This window comes from Kineosphaera limosa NBRC 100340, assembly GCF_000298215.1.
Lineage (GTDB): Bacteria > Actinomycetota > Actinomycetes > Actinomycetales > Dermatophilaceae > Kineosphaera > Kineosphaera limosa.
This window is the reverse complement of record NZ_BAHD01000063.1, coordinates 1-20,213: the sequence shown is the minus strand read 5'-3', so window position 1 is coordinate 20,213 and position 20,213 is coordinate 1. Positions and strand designations below refer to the sequence as shown.

Below are 20,213 nucleotides of genomic sequence, written 5' to 3'. Positions count from 1 at the left end.
GCACTCGCCGGGGCGGCCTCGACATCACGCCGGGTGACGATCCCGCCCGGCCCGGTCGGCTCGATCGCGGCCAGGTCGACGCCGCGCTCGGCGGCCAGCCGGCGCACCAGCGGTGAGATGACCCGGATCGCGCGGCCGTCGTCCGTGACACCCACGGCGCCGGGCACATCCGGAACCTGCGGCAGCAACTCCTCGCCGCCGCGCTCACCGAACGCGGTGGTCAACACCGGCTCGACCGACGCCGCGGCCGCCGACCCCCGGCGCCGACCCAGCCGCCGACGCCGCCGACCCCCGCCATCGCTCGTGCCGTAGCCGATGAGCACGTTGCCGGAGCCGGCCCGCTCCTCCTCGCGGTAGGTCTGCGCGGCCGCCGACTGCGCCGGATCGGCCGAATCCGCCGACCCCGGCGCGTCGACCAACGCCGACGCAGCCCCGGCCCCCGCAGTGCCGTCACCCACCGTGCCGTCGCCCACCGTGCCGTCGCCCACCGTGACGAACGGGGCACCCACCATGACCGTGTCGCCGACCTCGCCGTGCAGCGCCTCGATCCGCCCCGCGAACGGGCACGGCAGATCGACTGACGCCTTGGCCGTCTCGACGACCGCGACGATCTGATCGACCGCCACCTCGTCGCCCGCCGCGACCTGCCACTCCACGATCTGCGCGTCGGTCAGGCCCTCGCCGAGGTCGGGCAGGTGAAACACCTGGCTCATCGGTTCGCTCCTTCCAGCCAGCGCGCATCCGGTTCGTCGTCCCACTGCAGCCGGTCGATCGCGTCGAGCACGCGGTCGACGCCCGGCAGGTAGATCTGCTCGAGTTTCGGTGGGGGATAGGGGATGTCGAGTCCGCTGACCCGCAGCACCGGCGCGGCGAGGGAGTGGAACGCCCGCTCGGCGACCCGGGCGGCGATCTCCGCGCCGACGCCGGCGAAGCCCTGCGCCTCGCTGACCACCACGCAGCGACCGGTGCGCCGCACCGAGTCGATCACCGTCTCGTCGTCGAACGGCACGATCGAGCGCAGGTCGACCACCTCGCAGGAGATGCCGTCCTCCTCCGCCGCTTCGGCCGCCTCCAGGGCGACCGGCAGCGACGGCCCGTACGCCACGAGCGTCACGTCCGTGCCCTCGCGGGCCACCCGCGCCCGGCCCAGCGGCTCGACGGGTTCGGCGCCCAGCGCCTCCAGGTCGACGTCGGCTTTGCTCCAGTACAGCCGCTTGGGCTCGAGAAAGATCACCGGGTCGGGGTCCGCGATGGCGGACCGCAGCAGCCGGTAGGCGTCCTCGACGCTGCCCGGGGAGACGACCTTCAGCCCCGGGGTGTGCGCGTAGTATCCCTCGGAGGAGTCGCAGTGGTGCTCGACGCCGCCGATGCCGCCGGCGAACGGCACTCGCACGACGATCGGCAGGTGCAGCGCGCCGCGGGTGCGGTTGCGGGTCTTGGCCAGGTGCGAGGCGATCTGCTCGAACGCCGGATAGGCGAACGCATCGAACTGCATCTCGACGATCGGGCGGAACCCGCCCATCGCCATCCCGATCGCGAACCCGACGATGCCCGACTCGGCCAGCGGCGTGTCGAAGCAGGCCTCCTCGCCGAAGTCGCGGGCCAGACCGTCGGTGATGCGGAAGACGCCGCCGAGCACGCCGACGTCCTCGCCGAACACCACGACCTGGTCGTCGTCGGCGATGGCGTCGCGCATCGCCTGGTTGAGGGCGGCGGCGAACGTCGTGCTCATCGGGTCTCCTCGCTGTGCTCGCGCGCGTCCTCGACCAGGGCCGCCAACTCGGCCGCCACCATCTCCTGCTGCTCGCGCAGTTGGGGAGTCGGTTCGGCGTAGACGTGCGCGAACAGGCTCATCGGGTCGGTGACCGGGTCCTCGTTCATGCGGCGTCGCACGTCGTCGGCGAACGCGTCGGCCTCCGCGCGCACCCGCGCCACCGCCTCGTCGTCGAGCCGATCCACCGAGCGCAGGTAGGTCTCGAGCCGGTCGATGGGGTCCTGCGAGAGCCACTTCGACACCTCGTCGTCGGTGCGATAGCGGCCGGCATCGTCGGCGTTGGTGTGCGCCTCCATGCGGTACGTGTGCAGCTCGACGAGCACGGGTCCCTTGCCGGCACGCGCCCAGTCGACGGCCTTGCCGAGCACCGCCAGCGTGGCCATCGCGTCGTTGCCGTCGACCTGCTCGCAGACCACTCCGTAGCCGACCCCCTTGTAGGCCAGGCTCGGCGCGGCCGTCTGCTTGCTCAGCGGCACGCTGATCGCCCAGCCGTTGTTCTGCACGACGAACACAACGGGCGCCTTGAAGACCGCGGCGAAGTTCAACGCCTCGTGAAAGTCGCCCTCGCTCGTGGCGCCGTCGCCGATGAACCCCAGCGCGACCGTGTCCTTGCCCTGTCGGCGGTGGGCATAGGCCAGGCCCGCGGCGTGCAGCAGCTGGGTGGCCAGCGGGGTGCACTGCGCGGCGGTGCGCGTGGCCACGGGGTCGTAGCCGCAGTGTGCGTCCCCACGCAACAGTGTGAGAACCTCCACCGGGTCGAGGCCGCGACTGACCAGCGCCATCGACTCGCGATACGTCGGGAAGGCCCAGTCTGTGTCGCGGAGCATGAGCATGGCGCCGATCTGGCACGCCTCCTGCCCGCGGGAGGAGGGATAGACCGCCAGGCGGCCTTGTTTGGTCAGGGCCGTGGCCTGCTGGTCGAACCGCCGGCCGATGACCATGCGCCGGTAAGCCTCGAGCAGCAGGTCGTCGTCGGGGGCGGTGTAGTCGTCGGTGATCGGGTCGACCCGGCGGCCCTCGTCGTCGAGGAAGCGCACCGGGGTCGGCGCCGGGATCAGGCCGCTCTGGAACGGCAGCTCCTGCTCCTCCTCGACCTGTGGGTCGGGGCGGGAGCGGGCATCCTGCTCGGCGGCGCGGGCGGCCTGCTGAGCGGCGGCGGCCGCGGCCTTGGCGTTCGCCGCGCGCGTGGCTGCCGAGGTTGGGGCCTGGCGCCCGGTCTGTGTACTCGTCATCGAGCCTCCCCGGATGGTGTCGGTCCATAGATGGTGCTGGCCCACGTGCAATCGGTTCAACATCTGCGGTGGACGCGAGACAATCGGTCTGTTGCGGTCGTGAAAGCTCGACATCCGTCTGCGAGAACTCGGTTTTCGGGCGCCAGGTGGTGTGGGTGAAAGGAGGAGGGTGTGGGCGGGATCGACGAGACCGACCGCTCGCTCGTGCGGGAGTTGGTCGCCGATGGGCGAGCGTCGGTGCGCGGTCTGGCCCAACGCCTGCACATCTCGCGGGCCAACGCCTACGCCCGGTTGGAGCGGCTGCTGAGCGACGGCGTGATTCGCGGCTTCACCGCTCGGGTCGACCCGGAGAAGGCGGGGTTGGCCACGTCCGCCTATGTCACCCTCTCCATCGAGCAGAACGCGTGGCGTGAGGTGTCGCAGGCCCTGCGCGACATCGAGTACGTCGAGCATTTCGCCCTCGTGGGGGCGGAGGTCGACGTTGTGGTGCTCGTGCGCACCCCCGACAACGCGACCCTGCGCCGCGTCGTGCTGGAGCAGATCCAGGCTGTCCGGGGAGTGAAGGACACCCGGACCTGGTTGATCTTCGGTGAGGTGGAGGGTCGCGGCGCCTGGCGCACGGACCCGCCCGCGACCTCCGGGAACTGAGGGCGGGCGCGGTTCTAGAGGGCGAGGTGTCGATTCCTGGCATGGTCGTTCGTCGGGAGAGTGTCAGCAGTCATCAGCACGGAAGGATCACGCTATGCCGACCTACATGTTCAGCCTCATCGACGACGAGTCCTGGTTCGACGCCGCCGAGCCGGATATGGAGGCCGAGATGCGCCTGCACGCTGAGTTCACGGCCGCCGTCGAGGCCGCCGGGGCCCAGGTCACCGGGGGCGCCGCGTTGGAGCGACAGTCGAGCGCGACCGTCGTGCACCGCGACGGCGACAACATCCGCATCACCGACGGCCCGTTCGCCGAGGCCAAGGAGGTCATCGGCGGCTTCTACCTCATCGACGCCCCCGACCTGGACACCGCCCTGCGGCTCGCGCGGCTGTGCCCGGCACCGCACGTGGAGGTGCGCCCGGTGGCGGACCTCTCGGAATACGAGTGAGTGAGCGCGATCGAGGAGGCGCACCGCCGCCACTGGCCGCAGGTGCTGGCGGCGACGGTGCGCCTCACCCGCGACCTCGATCTGGCACAGGAGTGTGTGCAGGAGGCGTATGTTCGCGCCCTGACCGCGTGGGGCGACGACCCGCCGCGTAATCCTGCGGCCTGGCTGACCACCACGGCTCGACGCCTGGCGATCGACGCCATTCGACGCGAGGCGACCCTGCGAAACAAGCTGCCCCTGCTCGTCGTCGACGAGGACCCGGCGGAGCCCGAGCCGCAGACCGACCTCCTGCGCCTGGTCTTCACGTGCGTCCACCCGGCGCTGTCCCGCGATGCCCAGGTGGCGCTGAGCCTGCGACTGCTCGGCGGCCTGACCGTCGCCGAGATCGCCTCCGGGCTGCTCGTGCAGGAGAGCGCGGTCGCGGCGCGGATCACGCGGGCCAAACGCAAGATCGCCACCGCCGGCATCCCGTTTCGCGTGCCGCCGGAGGCCGAGCTGCCGCGGCGTCTCGATGCGGTGCTGGAGGTCATCCTCCTCATCCACACCGCCGGGCACACCGCGGTCGTCGGTAGCGAGCTGCTGCGCCCGGACCTGTCGGCCAAGGCCCGGGATCTGGCGCGGCTGCTGGCCGGGCTCATGCCGGGGAACAGCGAGGTGCAGGGGCTGCTGGCGGTGTGTCTGCTCACGGATGCGCGGGCCGGAGCCCGATGCGGGCCGGGTGGCGAGCTGCTGCCGTTGGCCGAGCAGGACCGACGCCGCTGGGATCCGTTGCTGTTGACGGCGGGCCTGCGCGCGGCGACTGCGGCGTTGCGCGGCGGTACCGGGCGGTACGCGCTGCAGGCGGCGATCGCGGGTCTGCACGCCCAGGCGCCGGATGCGCAGCACACCGACTGGGCCGCGATCGTCACGATGTACGACGGGCTACAGGCCCGCTGGCCCACCCCGGTCGTGGCCCTGAACCGGTTGGTGGCGCTCAGCATGCTCCCCGCCGCCGACCTCGAGGCGCTGCTCGCCCAGGTGGATGAGTTGGCCCGCGACCCCGGCCTTGAGCGCTATCCGTATCTACCGGCCGTGCGCGCCGACCTGCTGCGCCGCCTGGGCCGCCACGCCGCAGCGAGGGAGGCGTATCTGCAGGCCAAAGCCCGCACCCGCAACGCCGCCGAGATCGCCTACCTGGACCGCCGCCTCCGCGAGACCTGACGCCCACCCGGCTGATCGCCCCGGCTGGTCGCCTTGGGTGATCGCCCCGACTGATCGCCCCCAGTGGTCGCACCCAGTGGTCGCCCCGACTGATCGCCCCCAGTGTTGCGGTCCCTGCCGACGGTTGCTGTTGCAACCGCAACCGTCGGCAGCGAGCGCAACGGTCGCGCCCTCTCGCCCAGCCGCGAACCGAGGGATCATGTGTGCAGATTTAACATCTGGTTTTAGATTTGCACGCGCCCAGCGTTGCGGTCCCTGCCGATGGTTGCTGTTGCAACCGCACCCATCGGCAGCGAGCGCAACGATCGCGCATCGCCGCTTAGCGGCCCAGGCGGCCGCGGGGACGCAGGGTCGAACCCGGCAGCGCCGGGGCCGGTAGGCGCGCGGTCTTGCCCTCGTAGCCGGTGACCTGCCCGAAGCGCTCGGACTCGGCCTCCCAGTCGGCGCGCATCGTCGCGATGTCGTCGTGGTCGCGGCCGATGAAGTTCCACCACATGACGATCTGCTCGTCGAACGGCTCGCCGCCGAGCAGCAGGAGGCGCGCGTCGGTGTCGGCGCGCAGCGTCAGCTCGCCGCGGCCCGTGCCCACGATGCCCAGGGCGTGCTGCGGCACCGGCTCGTCGCAGAAGGTGACATCGCCGTAGTCGACGAGGACCGCGTGCTCGTGCGCGGGGTCGACCGGCACGGTCCACGTCGTACCGGAGGCGAGCCTCACCTCGGCGCCGAGCAGCGGGGTCTGCGTGCGCACCGGCGAGGACTGCCCGGCCAGCGAGCCCATGAACACCCGCACCCGCGCACCCGGCGCGACCTCGACCTCCGGGGCCGCGAAGTGCTGGAAGTCGCGCGGCAGGTCGCGATCGGCCTGCGGCAGCACAACCCACAACTGAACGCCGTGCAGGATGCTCGTCGCCGGCGTCGACACCTCGCTGTGGCAGATGCCGCGGGCGCCGGTCATGAGGTTGACCTCGCCGGGGCGCACCATGTCGTGCACTCCGCCGGAGTCGCGGTGTTCGATCTCGCCGGTGAACAGCCAGCTCACCGTCTGCAGGCCCGTGTGGGGATGCGGTGGCACGTCCATGCCACCGGTCTGCGCGACATCGTCGGGTCCGTAGTGGTCGACGAAGCACCACGCACCGACGAACGAACGCTCCCGGTTGGGCAGCGTGCGGCGCACCGTCATCGCCCGCGGGCCGCCGAGCGGCACCTCCCGGGCGGTCAGCACCTGTACCCCGTCGGGGCACTCGTCACCGGAGCACACCAACTCCACCGGCCGAGTCTCCGTCGAACTCATCGGGGGTTAGCTCACGTCGTCGGGGTTGGCTGGCGCGTGGCCGACCGAGGCCGTGTAGTACTCGGTCCACTTGCGGGTCATCATCAGGCGCGCCAGGGCTATGACCGCCCCGGATGCCAGTGCCCAGGCCACGGCCTCCCACATCTCGGTGTCGGGATCCTCGGGGTTGGCCGGCGGGTCGTCGTTCATCACGAGCTTCCAACTGCGGGTCGCCACCTGCTTGGCGGCGATGCCGGCCGCCACGGCCAGACCCGTGCCCACCAGCTTGAAGACCTTGTCGCCCATAAGGGGCCTCCTGACATCGGCTGCGCTGACACCCCGAGTCTGCCAGCGTGACCCCGCGGCGGCGAACGCGGCTCGCTCCCGGCCCTGACGCGCGGCCCGAGTAGTCACTTTTGGGGGCCAGTCGTCGCCATTCAGCGACGACTGGGGTGCGAAAGTGACAACTCGGCTGCGCCCGAAGTGGCGGCTCGAGCACGAAAGTGACGACTCGGCGCGCCGCACTGGTGCTACGGTCGGGGCACACGACAGGGGAGCGCACCAATGCGCTGAGAGTGCGGGCGACCGCAGACCCTCGAACCTGATCCGGTTAACACCGGCGTAGGGAGTCGGGCCTTCTCAGGTTTCGTCGACGCAGCCACCGCAGGTGGTCGCGCCGATGCGGCCTCCCCGAGGTTCCCGGAGCGCATCCGGGCCGACCACGGGAGAACGATGACACGCATCGACGAGCGCGCACGCACGCGCGACATTCCGGCCAGCGGCGGGCCACGGGCCTGGCGCGGCATCGACTTCGTGACGCTGGCGGTGCTCGGCGTCGCCTTCGGGGTGATGTTCTGGGGCTGGAACACCTTCCTGTACCCGCTGTTCCAGCTGGCGGTCGTCTTCCCGCCCGCCCAAAGCCTGGCCCTGGGCGTGTGGCTGCTACCCGCGGTCGTCGGCGGACTGATCGTGCGCCGGCCCGGCGCGGCGCTCTACACCGAACTCATCGCGGCGAGCGTCGAGATGCTCATCGGCAACCAGTGGGGCACCGCGGTGCTCGTCTCCGGCGTCATGCAGGGCCTGGGTGTGGAGATCGCGTTCGCGCTCGTCATGTGGCGCCGCTACGGGGTGCTCATCGCCATGCTCGCCGGCGCCTGCGCCGCCACCCTCGAACTCGTGGGCTGGGAATGGTGGGCGTACATGCCGCAGTACGACATGGTCTGGAAGCTGATGGCGCTCGGGTTCGCCGTCACCTCCGGGGTGCTGGTCGCCGGGATCGGCGGATGGCTGCTCGTGCGCGGCCTGGCGGCCACGGGGGCGCTGGGGGCCTTCCCGCCTGGGCGCGAACACGCGGCCCGCACGGCGCGCTGACCCGTGTCGAGAGGTGCGGTGTCGTCAGGTGCGGTGTCGACGGATGCGGTGTCGACGGATGCGGCGGAGACGGTGATGAGCGGTGCGGCGCTCGCGCAGTGCCGCCAGTTCTGCTGGACGCCCGATGGCTCACGCGAGCCCACACTGCGCGACATCGACCTGCGCATCGACGCAGGGGAGCGGGTGCTGCTGGCCGGCCCCTCGGGCTCCGGCAAGTCGACGCTGCTGCGGGCCCTGGCCGGGGTGCTGCACGTCGGCGCCGGCGGCGAGGGCAGCGGGGAGGTGCTGCTGCGCGGCCGCCCCGCGGCGGAGGCAGGCGCCAGCATCGGTCTGCTGCTGCAGGATCCGCGGGATGCCCGGGTCGCCCAGAGCGTGGGCCGAGACGTCGCGTTCGGCTGCGAGAACCTCGGCATGCCGCGCGGCAGGATCGGGGCGGCCGTTGACGCGGCCTTACGGGCGGTCCGCTTTCCCTACGGCCCAGGGCACGACAGCGACGCGGTCTCCGGTGGGGAGGCGCAGCGGCTCGCCCTCGCCGGCGTCGTGGCGCCCCGCCCCGACCTGCTGTTGCTCGACGAGCCGACCTCGATGCTCGACGAGATCTCCGCGAAGGCGGTGCGCGAGTCGGTCGTCGAGGCGATCGAGGGCAGCCAGATCGCCCTCGTCGTCGTCGAGCACCGGTTGCGTGACTGGTTGCCGCTCGTGGACCGGATGATCGTGCTCGACGCGCACGGGCGGGTCGTCGCCGACGGACCCGTTGAGCAGACCCTGCAGGATCACCGCGAGCCGCTGGTGCGGGCCGGTGTGTGGGTGCCGGGTGTGCCCGATCCCGAACCCCTGGCGATCCCCGCCGGACTGCTGCCCCCGGTCCGCCGCCCGAGGGCCACACTGTCCGGCGACATGCAGAGTTCACACACTGAATCTGGGCCGAGAGTGTTCCCTGCGGGAGGTGCAGGAGGCCCGGGCAGTTCGGGGGGCGGGCCGCTGCTGCGCGCGCGGCAACTGCGGCTGGAGGCGCGGCCGGCGTTGCGGTTCACCGGGGTTCGGCGGCCGCGGCCATCGGCGGTCGCCCTCGACGGGGTGGATGCCGCCGTGCGAGCTGGGCGATTGCTGGCGGTGCGCGGCGGCTCCGGCGCCGGCAAGTCGTCCCTGGTTGCGGCCCTGTGCGGGCTGGTGCCGCCCACGTCCGGCGCCGTGCAAGCCGAGACCGAGTTGGCCGCCGACGGCGAGCGGCGCCCACATCGCTGGCGCAGCCGCGACCTGGCCGCCCGCATCGGCTGGGTGCCGCAGGACGCCGCGGCCAATGTCGTCGGCGCCACCGTGCGCGAGTGCCTGCTGGCGACCGTCCACGCGCTCGGCGGAGGGGCCGAACGCGCGGACGGTCGCACGCAGAGCGTCGCGGAAGGCGGCACGGCAGCCGACCCGGAAAGCCGTGCGGAGGCGCTCGCGCACTTGCTGGGGTTGACCCACCTGCTGCATCGCCACCCGCATCAGCTGTCCGGAGGGGAGGCGCGGCGGCTCGCGGTCGCCTCCGGGCTGCTGCACTCACCGCCGGTGCTCTGCCTCGACGAGCCGACGGTCGGGCAGGATCGGCACACGTGGGCCGCGGTCGCCGGGCTCGTGCTCGCCGCCCGGGAGGCCGGCGCGGGAGTCGTCGTCTCGACGCACGACGACGCGCTGGCCGCCCTCGCCGACGACCACCTGCTGCTGCGGGACGGCCGGGTGCTGCGATGACGACCACCGAGCTGAGCGACCAGGCGGCCCCGCCGAAGCCCCGAAGCCGGCTGAATCCGGTCGGGTTGCTCGGGCGTGCGGGGCCGCTCGCCCTCATCGTCGGCCCGGCGATGCTCATGGCCGGCGGCCTGACGATGCCCGGAGTCCGTGCCGGCGCCATCGCCGCCGCGGTGCTGCTGGCCGTATTGGCCGTGCTGGCCGCCGGATACCGCATCGGCTGGGTGCGGCTGCTGCCGGGACTGCTCGCGATCGCCTCGGTCACCTGGTCGAACTGGCTGCTGGCCAGCCCCCGCGAGCTTGAGCCGGCGCTGCTGGCCGGCCTGCGCGTCGGCTACTTCGTCGTGCCCGGCGTGGTGTGCGCCGCGTTCATCGACCCCGCCGCCCTCGGCGACCAACTCGGCCAGCGGCTACGCATCCCCGCCCGACCGGTGCTCGCCGCCGTCGCCGGGCTGCAGCGCCTCGACACGCTCGCGCAGGACTGGCAGGCGTTGATCCGCGCCCGCCGGATCCGCGGACTCGGGCCGACCCGCTCACCGCTGTCCCAGGCCAGGCACTACTGGGCCGTGACGTTCGCGCTGCTCGTGCAGGCCCTGCGGCAGGCCGAACGCGCCTCCGTCGCCATGGAGGCCCGCGGCTACGGCCTGCTCGCCCGCCCCGGCCACCGCCGCACCTGGTGGCAGCCGGCGCCCTTCACCGGCGCGGATGTCGCCCTGCTGGCCGTGTGCGCCGCCCTCGCCGCGCTCCCCACAGCCCTGCACACGCTGCTGAGCTGATCCGAACAGCCCAGCTGATCCGAACAGCGCGAGCTGATCCGAACAGGCAACGGCCCGGCGCCCCGATGGGGGTGCCGGGCCGCGTCAGTGAAGCGTCAGACCGTGAAGGTGCCCCGCGCGACCTCCGCGACGCGACCGCCGACGTAGACCTCACCCTCGTCGTCGATCCGCAGGTCCAGCAGGGAGCGTCGACCGGCCGGCCGACCCTGGATGACCCGGCGCCGGATGCCGCGCGCCCCGTGCGCCGCCAGCCACGACCCGAGGTTCACGCCACCGGTACCGGTCGCCGCGACCTCCAGCACACCACCGCGGGGGCCGTAGAACATACGGGAGACGATCGTGTCCTCCTCCTTCTCGGAGTTGGCCCACACGTACACCCGCGGCTCGGTGTTCAGCAGCATCGCGTAGGAGTGCAGCATCCGCGCATCGAGGCGCGTCTTGCGAACGTCCTCGACGGTCCGCACCGGCAGCACGATGCCGCCGCGGCCGTGGTTGACCGTCATGACGTCGCCACCGAGGGCGTCGGTGTTCAGGCCCACCAGGGAGGCGAGAATCTGCGGCGAGGCGGTCAACGGCTCCGCCTTCGGCTCGTAGGCGTCCAGAATCCACAGGTCGTCGCGCTGGAAGACCGTGTAGGAGTCGGGCAGGTCGATGTCCTCGTGGGCGCCGCGACGCTCCGCGACACTCGACCTGCCCTCATCGTCGGCGTCGGCCTCGACGTGCAGCTGCACATCGCCCTCCCCGCCCTGCAGCTCACGCACGACAGCCGCGGTCGCCAGGGAGGCGCTCCCCGCGAAGCCCGTCTCCTTCTCCGGGGAGAAGAAGCGGACCGCGCGCTCCTCACCGTTGCTGCGCGGCAGGATGAACACCGTCTCGATGTTCACCTGGGAGGCCAGCGTCTGCATCTGGTCTGTGGATAGCCCCGAGCCGTCCTCGAAGACCGCGACGCCGTTACCGGTGAAGGGGTCTTTGCCGTCGGTGAACACGTTGAGCAGTCGGTACGTGAGGTCCATGCCCGAAGACTAACCGCAGCCCCTGGCGCCGGGCCGCTCGTTGGCCAGAGCCGGGCTCTCCATGACCGCTTTCAGGCCGACAGGTTTCAGGTCGACAGGGCGACGCTCAGGCCATCGGACGCACCGTGAGGATCTGCTCGCAGCGCCCCACCGGACCGTCGATGTCGTGCAACCGCGAGCTCGTCAGGCCAACGCCGCTGTCGCCGACGATGACGGCCGTGTCGAAGCCCACCCAGCCGGCTTTCGGCTGACGCACCAGATGCACCGACAGGTCGGTGTTGGGAAACATCCACGACCGAGGGTCCAACCGCGTCGCCACACCGTTGGCCGTGTCGACGACCCCCAGGTAGGCGGCCACCGGGTGCACCGGCTCGCCCTCGACGAGGTGTTTCGTCGGCCGCGCCCAGGCGTGCCCCCGACCGGGGACCCGCTGCGTGTCGGTCCGCAGCTCCAGGGAGGCGATGAAGCCGCCGCCCCACAGCTGCGAGAGGTCGATGGCTGCAAGCTCGTCGGGCCCGGGGATCGCCGGAGTCTCGTCGGCGGCCACCTCGCTGGTGTCCACGCGGCCCAGGCGCCAGGCGCGGGCCCGCACGACGACCCGACCCTCGATGCTCACGGTCGCCTCGTCGAGTTCGATCGTGCGCCCGGAGCGGATCGTCTGACACTCCACCGTCGTCGGGCGCGCCGGCATGACGCCGAGGATCTCCGCGGTCAGCCGAGCCAGCTGCAGGTCTTCGCGGGTGTTGAACGTCTGCAGGCAGTGCGCGAGCAGCCCGGTGACCGGTGCCATGTGCTGCTCGTGCGCCAGCCAGGCACCCTGGGCGTGCAGCGTCGGTTCGAACGTGTTGTCACCCAGCGGCACGTAATAGGAGTCGAGGTCGGAGCGCAGCCCCAGCGGGTTCTGCGGGTCTGGGGCGCTCACCGGTCGCCATTCAGGTCGGCGATGTTCTCGTGCACGAACGCGATGACGTCGGCCAGCACCTCGTCGCGGTTGGTCTCGTTGAAGATCTCGTGCCGGGCCTGCGGGTAGCTCTTGGCGCGGCTGCGGTCGCCGCGGATCACCGGCCAGGCGTTGGCGCTGCCGGCCCGCGGCACCAACTGATCGTCCTCACCGTGCAGCCACAACACCGGGCCCTCCAGCGAGCCCCCGGCCGCGATCGCCGTCAGGCAATCTCGCAGGCCGTGCAGGGTCTCCCGCTTGAACGGGCCGTGCCAGACGAGGGGATCGGCAACATAGTCCGCGCCCACCTGGGGATCGCGGGAGAGGGTGTCGGGGTCGATCGGGACGTCCGGGATCTCCTGCGCCGCCAGCAGCCCCTCGAGCGCCTCCCACCGGCCCATCACCGGCCCGGACAGGACCGTGCACGTCAGCTCCGCGCCGTACAACTGCGCGTAGCGGATCGCGATCATCCCGCCCATCGAATGCCCGATGAGCACGACCGGCAAGCCCGCGTGCTGCAGCAAGGCCTCCTCGTGCAGGCGCCGAAAGTCCTCGACGACCGGCTCGTAGTCGGGGATGAGTACCCGCTCGCCGGCGCTGCGACCGTGCCCGACGTGGTCGAGGGCGTAGACGGCTGCGCCGTCCGCGACGAGGCGTTCGGCGACCCACTCGTACCGCCCGAGGTGCTTGCCGTAGCCGTGACACAGCAGCACCAGGTAACGGGGCCGTGCAGAGTTCTGGTCGTGCGGCGTCGTCTGCCAGCGGCGGGCCTGCAGGTCACCGGCGTGGCCGGGCAGCGTGAAGTCGGTGGCTTCCAGGGTGGCGGACATGAGGGCCTCCTGCGCAACAGATCGGCGGTGAGTTGGCGTACGGGCAGCGTACGGGCCCGGCTGCGCCCGGGTAAGACTGGAGGGGTGAACGCGGAGAGTGAGCTGGGGCGGGGTCGGTGGCGCGGGCTGCTCACGACGGGACAGCAGCTGCCGCGCACGGACGCCTCGCGTCGGCAACTGGTGACCGAGACCGTGCTGGTGCTGGGGGTGTCGCTGGGGGCCTCGGCGATCTGGGCGACGCTCTCCCTCATCAACAAGCTGACGCAGCCGGTGGCGCTGGGGCAGCAGACCACAGCGATGAACCAGGCGGTGACCCCCGACCGCCCGTGGCTCGACCTCGCCTACCAGGTGGCGCAGATCGGCATCGGGGTCGTGCCCGCCCTTCTGGCCCTCTTCCTGCTGACCCGCGACGACTCCCGCGCCCGGCGGCTCGTCGGCGCCGACGCGCGGCATCCACTGCGCGACCTGGCGCACGGCGCCGGGCTCGCCGCCCTCATCGGGCTACCCGGCCTCGCGCTCTACCTCGGGGCCCGCGCCGCCGGCCTGAACACCACCGTCGCCGCCGCCAACCTCGACTCCACCTGGTGGGCCGTGCCGGTCCTCGTCTTGGCCGCTGTGGAGAATGCGGTGCTCGAGGAGGTCGTCATGGTCGCCTACCTGTTCACCCGGTGGGAGCAGGCGGGCTGGGCGCTGCCGACGATCATCATCGGCTCCGCGCTGATCCGCGGCACCTACCACCTCTACCAGGGCTTCGGCGGCGGCCTCGGCAATGTCGCGATGGGGCTGATCCTGGGGGTGGTCTACGCGCGGACGCGGCGGGTCATGCCGCTGATCGTGGCGCACACCATCCTGGATGTCGTCGCGTTCGTGGGATACACGCTGCTGCGGGCGCACGTCTCCTGGCTGTGAAACTCAAGGCAACGACTCCGGTAAGAAGGACTTCTGTGACCACCGACTCCTACGAGCTCGACCGCGCCGGTCAGCGGGTCTTCCTCGGTCTCATGCTCGGCATGTTCGTCGCCGCCGTGAGCCAGACGATCGTCTCGCCGGCGATGCCGCGAATCGTCGCCGAACTGGGCGGCATGGACCACTACTCGTGGCTGGCCACCGCCGCGATGCTCGTCTCCGCGGTCGCCGTGCCGATCGTCGGCAAGCTCTCGGACCTGTACGGGCGGCGCCGTTTCTATCTGGGCGGCCTCCTGCTGTTCATGCTCGGATCGGTGCTGGCCGGCATGGCGCAGAACTTCTGGTTTCTCGTCTTCGCCCGCGCGGTGCAGGGCGCGGGCATGGGCACGCTGATGCCGCTGTCGCAGACGATCATCGGCGACATCATCCCGCCGCGCCAGCGCGGCAAGTACCAGGGCATGATGGGTGCCGTCTTCGGCGTCACCTCGATCACCGGCCCGCTCATCGGCGGCTTCGTCACCGACCACTGGGGTTGGCGCTGGCTGTTCTTCATCACCCTGCCCATCGGCGTGCTCGCCTTCGCCGCCATCTACCGCTTCCTGCGGCTGCCCCACACCCGCCGGGAGGCGAAGGTCGACGTCGCGGGCATCGTCACGTTGACGATCGCGCTGGTTCTGTTGTTGCTGGCCACGTCGTTCGGGGGCACCACCTACGCCTGGGGTTCGGTGCAGATCATCGCGACCTATGTCGTCGGTGCCTTCTTCCTCGCCGCCTTCATCGCGGTGGAGACGCGCGCGGCCGAGCCGATCATCCCGCTGCGCCTGTTCCGCAGCTCGATCTTCGTCTTCTCCAATCTCGCCACGTTCGCTGTCTCGATGATGATGTTCGGTGCGCTCATCTACATCCCCGTGTACGCCCAGGGCGTGCTCGGCGTGGGTGCCACCGAATCCGGCCTCATCCTCATGCCGATGAACGTCGGCATGATCGGCCTGAGCATCCTCTCCGGCCTGTTCATCACCCGCACCGGCCACTACAAGGAGCTGGTGTTGCTCGGCCCGCTCATCATGGGCGCCGGTCTGTTCCTGCTCACCCGGCTCGACTACGGCGCCGGGCAGTTCGACCTCACGCTGGCCATGGTCGTCTTCGGCGTCGGCCTGGGCATGTGCATGCAGGTGTACACACTCATCGTGCAGAACGCCTCGACCCGCAGCGACCTGGGCGTGGCCACCGCCTCCACCCAGTTCTTCCGCAACGTCGGCTCGACGGTCGGTATCGCCGTGTTCGGCACGATCCTGACGAGCCGGATGGGTCCGGCCATCGCGACCCACCTGCCGGCCGAAGCTGCGGCGGGGATGCCCGCGGGCGGGGTGGATGCCGGCTCGGTGCTCGACCCCTCCGCCTTGGCGCAACTGCCGCCGGCGGTCGCGCAGGCCGTGCGCTACGGCCTGGCCGACGCACTGCACTACGTCTTTCTCGCCGCGCTGCCGCTGGCTCTCGTCGCGCTCATCGCCTCGGCCCTCATCAAGGTCCTACCGCTGCGCGACACCGTGCACACCGCCGACGAGGAGGGGCGCGAGATGCTCGACACCCTCGGTCAGTCCGCCAGCGGCGGCGAACTGGCGGTGCCGTTGGGGCGCGACGAAGGCGCCTCGCGTACCCGCGAGCGGCTCCTCGGGCTGCAGCTGTCGCTGCTGTGCGACCAGGCGGTGCGCGACGACCGCCCGCTGTTGGCGCGGGCATTCGCCGACATCGGCGACGGCGACTTCGACCGCGGGCTGGCGCTGGTCTCCCGCACGGCCGCGATGCTGACGACCGAGGACCACGCCGTCGCGGCCCGCAGCGAGCGTTATGCCGCGCAGGTCGGGGAGCGCGGGGCACGACGGGGCGGCGCCTTGTCGCCGGGGTTGCGTCGAGAGCTGGCCACGGCCGCAGCGGCCCTTGAGCCCAACGCAGTGATGACGCGCGTGGAGCCCACCGTCGCCGACTGCTACGAGGCTGTCGATGTCAGCTCGCTGCACGCCGTCGGGAACGACATAACTGCCGCACTGCTCGTCGACCTGCGGCGGGCTCGCGACGGCGAATAGGTGACTGCGCCCAGTGCCGGGGTCGGCTCAGAGCCGGATGTCGGCGCGGCCGCGGCCGGTGGCCTCCAGGTGCGCGACCGCGCGCTCCATGACCTCGCCGGAGTAGGGATTGGTGAAGTTGGCCCGGCCCGCGTTTGCGGTGTCGATGGCGGCGGCTGCATTCCGTAGATACACAGCCGTGACGTCCTGGTTCGGTGCGAGCTGACCGGTGCGCCGGTCGAGCGCGAGCTGCTGCGCGAAGGCGCTGGCGGGGCCTGTGCGGCCGGTGATGCCCGGATCGATGGTCTCGCCGGTCGCCTTGGCCAGCAGCTCGTTGTCCGAGTCCGTGAGGTAGCGGAAGTCGTTGAGCACCGAGAACGCCGGCTTGGCCGGGGCGGCCGGCTGGGCAGCCTGCGCCTGTGCGGCCGCCTCGCTCTGCGCGGGCGGCGGCGACGCCGAAATGCCATAGGCGGAGGTCAAACGCATGGTCGCTCCGTGAAGGGTCGGAGTTGCTGGTCTGGGCTCCATTCGGCCCGGGGCGGGCCGACCTGAGTGAATCCGACCTCGGTGAGCAGCGGAATTCGTTGTCCCGGCGGCCTGTTCAGAGGCGATCCGGCTCCTGGGGCGGGCCCGGCAGAGCCGGGCGTCGGTCTTGGCCGCGGCGGCGGCGATACTGGCAGCGACATGTCAACGACCCCCGCTGCCGCGCGCGTGCGAGAGCCCATTCCCCGCGAGATCCGCGTGCTCATCGCCTCGGCCTTCGTCATCGCCATCGGCTTCGGCCTCGTCGCACCGGTGCTGCCGCAGTACGCGGCGAGCTTCGACGTCGGCGTCGCCGCCGCCTCGGTGATCGTCTCGGCGTTCGCCTTCATGCGGCTCGTCTTCGCCCCCGCGGGCGGGGCGCTGGTCACCCGCCTCGGCGAGCGGCCGGTGTACCTCGTCGGCCTGGTCATCGTCGCTCTCTCCACAGGAGCCTGTGCGCTTGCCCAGGGATACTGGCAACTCCTGATCTTCCGCGGCCTCGGCGGCATCGGCTCGACGATGTTCACGGTCTCGGCGATGGCGCTCATCGTGCGACTCGCGCCGCCGCACATGCGCGGGCGAATCAGCTCCGCGTACGCCGGCGCATTTCTCATCGGCGGCATCGCCGGACCCATCCTCGGCAGCCTCACGGCCGGCTTCGGCTACCGCGTGCCGTTCGTCATCTACGCCGTGGCGCTGCTCATCGCGGCCGCGGTCGTCGCCGCACTCATCTCCGGGGCCTCCCTGCGGCCCCCGCCGGGCAGCCAGCCCGCGCCGCCGCTGAGCGTGCGAGAAGCGTTGGCCGACAGCGCCTTCCGCGCGGCGCTGGTCGCGGGCTTCGCCAACGGCTGGGCCAACTTCGGCGTGCGGGTCTCGCTGGTGCCGCTGTTCGCCGCGACCTCCGGCGGACTCGGGGCGCACTGGGCCGGGCTGGCGCTGACCGTGTTCGCGGTCGGCAACGCGGTCGCGCTGCAGTTCTCCGGCCGGCTCGTCGATCGACACGGGCGGCGCCGGCTCGTCATCGTGGGCCTGCTAGTCAGCGCGGTCGGCACCATCTCCTTCGGGCAGGCGCACGCCATCGTGCCGTTCGTGCTGCTCTCCCTCGTCGCCGGCGCGGGCGCGGGCATCGTCAACCCGGCTCAGCAGGCGGCCGTCGCCGATGTCGTCGGCCAGGACCGCTCCGGCGGCAAGGTGCTGGCCGCCTACCAGATGGCCACGGACTCCGGCGCGATCCTCGGCCCGGTGCTCGCCGGATGGATCGCCGACGTCTTCGGCTTCGGGGCCGCTTTCGCCGTCACCGGCGTCGTGCTGCTGCTCGGCGCGATGGCCTGGATCCCCGCTCGCGAGACCATGCCCGAGGTGGGCCTCGACCCGACGCCTCCAGATCGCTGAGCCCCGCTCAGGTCGCCGGCGGCAACAGGTAAAGGCGTTCCCCGTCGGAGCCGGCTGCCCGCATCGCGGCCCCGGCGGAGGTCACGACCTCCGGGATCGTGACCGTGGCGCCCACGTCGGTCCGCTCGACCCCCGGGCCCGCCTGCACCGGCTTGCCGTCGATGGTGCCGTAGGCCCGGTCGCTGGTGATCCACGTGGTGGTCCAGGCGCCGAGGTCGGTCACCGAGCCGGCGCGCAGATCGACCAGCGTGCGCCCCAGCACTCCCCAGGTGCCCGACGGGGAGGGCCACCACGGCTGCCCCGAGGGCGGACCGCTCGCAGGGTCGCGCTCGCGGCTCAGCCCTGCCGATGCGGTGGGGGAGCTCGGCGCGTCGGGCCCGACCGCCGCCCGGCCGCGGAAGCTGACCCGCAACTGCTGGGAGTCGGCCGCGTCGCCGTAGGCCACGACGTGCGGGGATCCGGCGCGGTCCGGCGGGAACAGCAGCAGGACCGAATCGCCGAGATAACCGACGACCTGCGGCGCCGCGTCGGCCGCATCGTCGTCGGGGGAGGGCTGCTCCCAGGCGGTGACGGCTCCGGGCGCGACACCCGGACGCAGATGCCACCATCCCCGCCCCGAGGCGGCCGTGACGCGGCCTTGTGCGTCGGCGGCCAGGGCGTAGGCACCCGACGGCACGCTGAGCTGCCGCAGCGTGCCGCTGGAGACGACCGCTACCGTGCGGGCGTCGAGGCCGACCAGTGGCATCCCGCCCAGGAACGTCGTCTCGGCCCCGTCGGGCAGGTCGATGCTGCCGGCCGCGCCCTTGTCCAGCGACCACCAAGCCAGCGTGTTGTCGACCTGCGCTGCGATGACCCGCGCCCCGTCGATGGAGGTCGCCGCCAGGCCACCGTGCAGGGTGCCGGCGGGCAGCGCCGCGCTCCACCGCGCGACTCCGGTCGTCGCATCGACGAGGTCCACGCTCCGATCGGCGCGCATATAGGCGATGGCGTCGTCGACCGCGACGACGCGCCCGCCACCGGGATCGAGCACCGGGCTCACCCACCGCGGCTGCTGAGACCATCCCGGGGCGGCCGTGCCGGGGAACGGCGTCGGGGTCGCTGCCGCGCCGGGCCTGCCGTCGCGCGGATAGAGGGCCGCGTAGACGATGACGGCGCCGGCCGTCAGCACCAACAGCGCGGCCAGGATGACGACGAGCACCGCCGGGCGAATCCGCAGCGCTCGAGTGGTGGGTCGATGCCGTTCCGAACGCCCGGAGGCGGGCGTCGCGGCTCCGCTTTCGGGGTCGCTGCCGCGGACGTCCTCCCCGACGATGTGGTCGCCGGCATCGGGCTCCGGATCGCAGGGGCGCAACTCGCGGCTGGCGCGCACGAGCCGGCCCAGGCGGTCGCGCGGCAAGGTCTGGGGATGCACCGGCAGCATCGCCTCCATGACCTGGGCGCTGACCCCGGTGTCGGTGTGGTCGGCAGTCGACCTCGGGGCCTCGACGGTCGCGATCCCTGCCGTGGTGGTTGCTGCTGTGGTGCTTCTCGCCGTGGTGGTTCGCGACGGTGTCGTCGCCCCAGTCGTGCTTCTCGCCGTTGTGCTGTGGGGCAGGCGCCGTCGAGGGTCCGTCGGGGCCTCGGGCGTGCTGCTGCGCGAGGTTCCGGTCGATTTCGACCGGGCTGCCGCCGCGAGCGAGCTGCCCGGAGTGCGCGCGGTGGCCCGGTCGCGACCGGACGTCGCGGGCGGCTCGGCATCGGTGGTGTCGAGGAAGGTCAGGCTCCACGGAGTGTCGCTGGCTGCGCCGGCCGCGGCCGCCGCGTGCCTGATGGCGTCCGCATTGGCGTCACTAGCGCTCGGCTCCGCGCCGTCGGACGTATCCGGCTCTGACGCGCCAGCCTGTGACGCGCCAGCCTGTGACGCGCCAGCCTGTGACGCGCTTGCCGGGGTGGCGCCTGAGCCGGGGCGCAACAGGCCGGTCTTGGCCGCCCTGCTGGTCGTGGTGGCCCCGCCGGCCTGCCGCCCCGAATCGACCCCGGAGCCGGGGCCGCCGCCGGCTCCCCGAGGCGCCGGCGGCGACCCCTGCGCTACGCGCTCAGGCGCTGGCGCTGCTGCTGGTG

Annotated in this window: 19 protein-coding genes, 1 pseudogene and 1 riboswitch; of the genes and pseudogenes, 10 read left to right on the top strand and 10 right to left on the bottom strand. The window is 72.0% G+C overall.

The genetic code is table 11. The features are described 5' to 3' along the window. The 3 genes from KILIM_RS16365 to pdhA form a co-directional block, all read right to left on the bottom strand. A partial coding sequence (locus KILIM_RS16365; RefSeq protein WP_006593840.1) for a biotin/lipoyl-containing protein occupies positions 1-713 on the bottom strand: 713 nt, incomplete at its 3' end. Beyond that, the gene (locus KILIM_RS16360) at positions 710-1,732 is read right to left on the bottom strand and encodes an alpha-ketoacid dehydrogenase subunit beta (RefSeq protein WP_006593839.1); all 1,023 of its coding nucleotides are present in this window, start codon (positions 1,730-1,732) and stop codon (positions 710-712) included. The genes KILIM_RS16365 and KILIM_RS16360, both read right to left, overlap by 4 nt. Then, positions 1,729-3,006, bottom strand: coding sequence for a pyruvate dehydrogenase (acetyl-transferring) E1 component subunit alpha (gene pdhA / locus KILIM_RS16355; RefSeq protein WP_006593838.1), 1,278 nt, complete (start codon positions 3,004-3,006; stop codon positions 1,729-1,731). The genes KILIM_RS16360 and pdhA overlap by 4 nt, the downstream gene beginning before the upstream one ends. A gap of 171 nt (positions 3,007-3,177) precedes the next feature. On the opposite strand from pdhA, the gene KILIM_RS16350 reads away from it, so the two are divergent. The 3 genes from KILIM_RS16350 to KILIM_RS16340 all read left to right on the top strand — a co-directional run bounded on the left by KILIM_RS16350 (position 3,178) and on the right by KILIM_RS16340 (position 5,302). Further along, on the top strand, positions 3,178-3,654 hold the full coding sequence (locus KILIM_RS16350; RefSeq protein WP_006593837.1) for an Lrp/AsnC family transcriptional regulator: 477 nt from the start codon (positions 3,178-3,180) through the stop codon (positions 3,652-3,654). Positions 3,655-3,748: 94 nt separating this feature from the next. Then, positions 3,749-4,102 (top strand): YciI family protein, encoded by a 354-nt coding sequence (locus KILIM_RS23730; RefSeq protein ID WP_006593836.1) that lies wholly within the window; start codon positions 3,749-3,751, stop codon positions 4,100-4,102. Then, positions 4,103-5,302: an RNA polymerase sigma factor gene (locus tag KILIM_RS16340; protein ID WP_006593835.1), complete on the top strand. Its 1,200-nt coding sequence runs from the start codon at positions 4,103-4,105 to the stop codon at positions 5,300-5,302. It abuts the gene before it with no gap. 319 nt (positions 5,303-5,621) lie between these two features. Here the strand turns inward: KILIM_RS16340 and KILIM_RS16335 are convergent, their stop codons facing one another. After that, positions 5,622-6,593, bottom strand: coding sequence for a pirin family protein (locus KILIM_RS16335; RefSeq protein WP_040563652.1), 972 nt, complete (start codon positions 6,591-6,593; stop codon positions 5,622-5,624). A gap of 6 nt (positions 6,594-6,599) precedes the next feature. Next, on the bottom strand, positions 6,600-6,878 hold the full coding sequence (locus KILIM_RS16330) for a DUF4235 domain-containing protein (protein ID WP_006593833.1): 279 nt from the start codon (positions 6,876-6,878) through the stop codon (positions 6,600-6,602). Positions 6,879-7,112: 234 nt separating this feature from the next. Beyond that, positions 7,113-7,217: riboswitch (TPP riboswitch) on the top strand. 87 nt (positions 7,218-7,304) lie between these two features. Here KILIM_RS16330 and KILIM_RS16325 point away from each other — a divergent pair. The 3 genes from KILIM_RS16325 to KILIM_RS16315 are packed head-to-tail and all read left to right on the top strand — an operon-like array spanning position 7,305 to position 10,447. Further along, entirely contained in the window at positions 7,305-7,943 is a 639-nt protein-coding gene (locus KILIM_RS16325; RefSeq protein WP_006593832.1) for an ECF transporter S component, read from the top strand. 18 nt (positions 7,944-7,961) lie between these two features. Beyond that, the gene (locus KILIM_RS16320) at positions 7,962-9,674 is read left to right on the top strand and encodes an ATP-binding cassette domain-containing protein (protein WP_006593831.1); all 1,713 of its coding nucleotides are present in this window, start codon (positions 7,962-7,964) and stop codon (positions 9,672-9,674) included. Then, entirely contained in the window at positions 9,671-10,447 is a 777-nt protein-coding gene (locus KILIM_RS16315; RefSeq protein WP_006593830.1) for an energy-coupling factor transporter transmembrane component T family protein, read from the top strand. The genes KILIM_RS16320 and KILIM_RS16315 overlap by 4 nt, the downstream gene beginning before the upstream one ends. A 95-nt stretch (positions 10,448-10,542) precedes the next feature. Here the strand turns inward: KILIM_RS16315 and KILIM_RS16310 are convergent, their stop codons facing one another. From KILIM_RS16310 to KILIM_RS16300, 3 genes are all read right to left on the bottom strand, one after another. Next, positions 10,543-11,460 carry a PhzF family phenazine biosynthesis protein gene (locus KILIM_RS16310; RefSeq protein WP_006593829.1) on the bottom strand — a complete coding sequence of 306 codons (918 nt, stop codon included), beginning with the start codon at positions 11,458-11,460 and terminating at the stop codon, positions 10,543-10,545. 106 nt (positions 11,461-11,566) lie between these two features. Then, a complete protein-coding gene (locus tag KILIM_RS16305) occupies positions 11,567-12,382 on the bottom strand; it encodes a thioesterase family protein (RefSeq protein WP_006593828.1) in 816 nt (271 codons plus the stop codon). Further along, positions 12,379-13,230 (bottom strand): alpha/beta hydrolase, encoded by an 852-nt coding sequence (locus tag KILIM_RS16300; protein ID WP_006593827.1) that lies wholly within the window; start codon positions 13,228-13,230, stop codon positions 12,379-12,381. Before KILIM_RS16300 ends, KILIM_RS16305 begins: the two co-directional genes overlap by 4 nt. An 84-nt stretch (positions 13,231-13,314) precedes the next feature. Between KILIM_RS16300 and KILIM_RS16295 the strand changes: the two genes are divergently transcribed. Together KILIM_RS16295 and KILIM_RS16290 are read left to right on the top strand one after the other, a co-directional pair. After that, positions 13,315-14,139, top strand: a complete 825-nt coding sequence (locus KILIM_RS16295; protein WP_006593826.1) for a CPBP family intramembrane glutamic endopeptidase — start codon at positions 13,315-13,317, stop codon at positions 14,137-14,139. Positions 14,140-14,174: 35 nt separating this feature from the next. Next, positions 14,175-16,220: an MDR family MFS transporter gene (locus KILIM_RS16290; protein ID WP_006593825.1), complete on the top strand. Its 2,046-nt coding sequence runs from the start codon at positions 14,175-14,177 to the stop codon at positions 16,218-16,220. A 27-nt stretch (positions 16,221-16,247) separates the two neighbouring features. Here the strand turns inward: KILIM_RS16290 and KILIM_RS16285 are convergent, their stop codons facing one another. Next, a complete protein-coding gene (locus tag KILIM_RS16285) occupies positions 16,248-16,685 on the bottom strand; it encodes a hypothetical protein (RefSeq protein ID WP_006593824.1) in 438 nt (145 codons plus the stop codon). Positions 16,686-16,883: 198 nt separating this feature from the next. Between KILIM_RS16285 and KILIM_RS16280 the strand changes: the two genes are divergently transcribed. Beyond that, positions 16,884-18,113, top strand: coding sequence for an MFS transporter (locus tag KILIM_RS16280; RefSeq protein WP_006593823.1), 1,230 nt, complete (start codon positions 16,884-16,886; stop codon positions 18,111-18,113). A gap of 7 nt (positions 18,114-18,120) precedes the next feature. On the opposite strand, the gene KILIM_RS16275 is transcribed toward KILIM_RS16280, so the two are convergent. Next, complete coding sequence (locus KILIM_RS16275; protein WP_040563651.1) at positions 18,121-19,542, bottom strand: hypothetical protein; 1,422 nt, start codon at positions 19,540-19,542, stop codon at positions 18,121-18,123. Between KILIM_RS16275 and KILIM_RS24675 the strand changes: the two are divergent. Then, a pseudogene (locus KILIM_RS24675) lies at positions 19,541-20,213 on the top strand (hypothetical protein); the annotation flags it as partial. The gene KILIM_RS16275 and the pseudogene KILIM_RS24675 sit on opposite strands and share 2 nt — an antisense overlap.

Excerpts from the sequence above, each read along its gene's own strand:
- KILIM_RS16360 (WP_006593839.1), bottom strand. The coding sequence starts at position 1,732 with ATGAGCACGACGTTCGCCGCCGCCCTCAACCAGGCGATGCGCGACGCC.
- pdhA (WP_006593838.1), bottom strand. The coding sequence starts at position 3,006 with ATGACGAGTACACAGACCGGGCGCCAGGCCCCAACCTCGGCAGCCACG.
- KILIM_RS23730 (WP_006593836.1), top strand. The coding sequence starts at position 3,749 with ATGCCGACCTACATGTTCAGCCTCATCGACGACGAGTCCTGGTTCGAC.
- KILIM_RS16335 (WP_040563652.1), bottom strand. The coding sequence starts at position 6,593 with ATGAGTTCGACGGAGACTCGGCCGGTGGAGTTGGTGTGCTCCGGTGAC.
- KILIM_RS16330 (WP_006593833.1), bottom strand. The coding sequence starts at position 6,878 with ATGGGCGACAAGGTCTTCAAGCTGGTGGGCACGGGTCTGGCCGTGGCG.
- KILIM_RS16325 (WP_006593832.1), top strand. The coding sequence starts at position 7,305 with ATGACACGCATCGACGAGCGCGCACGCACGCGCGACATTCCGGCCAGC.
- KILIM_RS16315 (WP_006593830.1), top strand. The coding sequence starts at position 9,671 with ATGACGACCACCGAGCTGAGCGACCAGGCGGCCCCGCCGAAGCCCCGA.
- KILIM_RS16310 (WP_006593829.1), bottom strand. The coding sequence starts at position 11,460 with ATGGACCTCACGTACCGACTGCTCAACGTGTTCACCGACGGCAAAGAC.
- KILIM_RS16300 (WP_006593827.1), bottom strand. The coding sequence starts at position 13,230 with ATGTCCGCCACCCTGGAAGCCACCGACTTCACGCTGCCCGGCCACGCC.
- KILIM_RS16285 (WP_006593824.1), bottom strand. The coding sequence starts at position 16,685 with ATGCGTTTGACCTCCGCCTATGGCATTTCGGCGTCGCCGCCGCCCGCG.
- KILIM_RS16280 (WP_006593823.1), top strand. The coding sequence starts at position 16,884 with ATGTCAACGACCCCCGCTGCCGCGCGCGTGCGAGAGCCCATTCCCCGC.
- KILIM_RS16275 (WP_040563651.1), bottom strand. The coding sequence starts at position 19,542 with ATGGAGGCGATGCTGCCGGTGCATCCCCAGACCTTGCCGCGCGACCGC.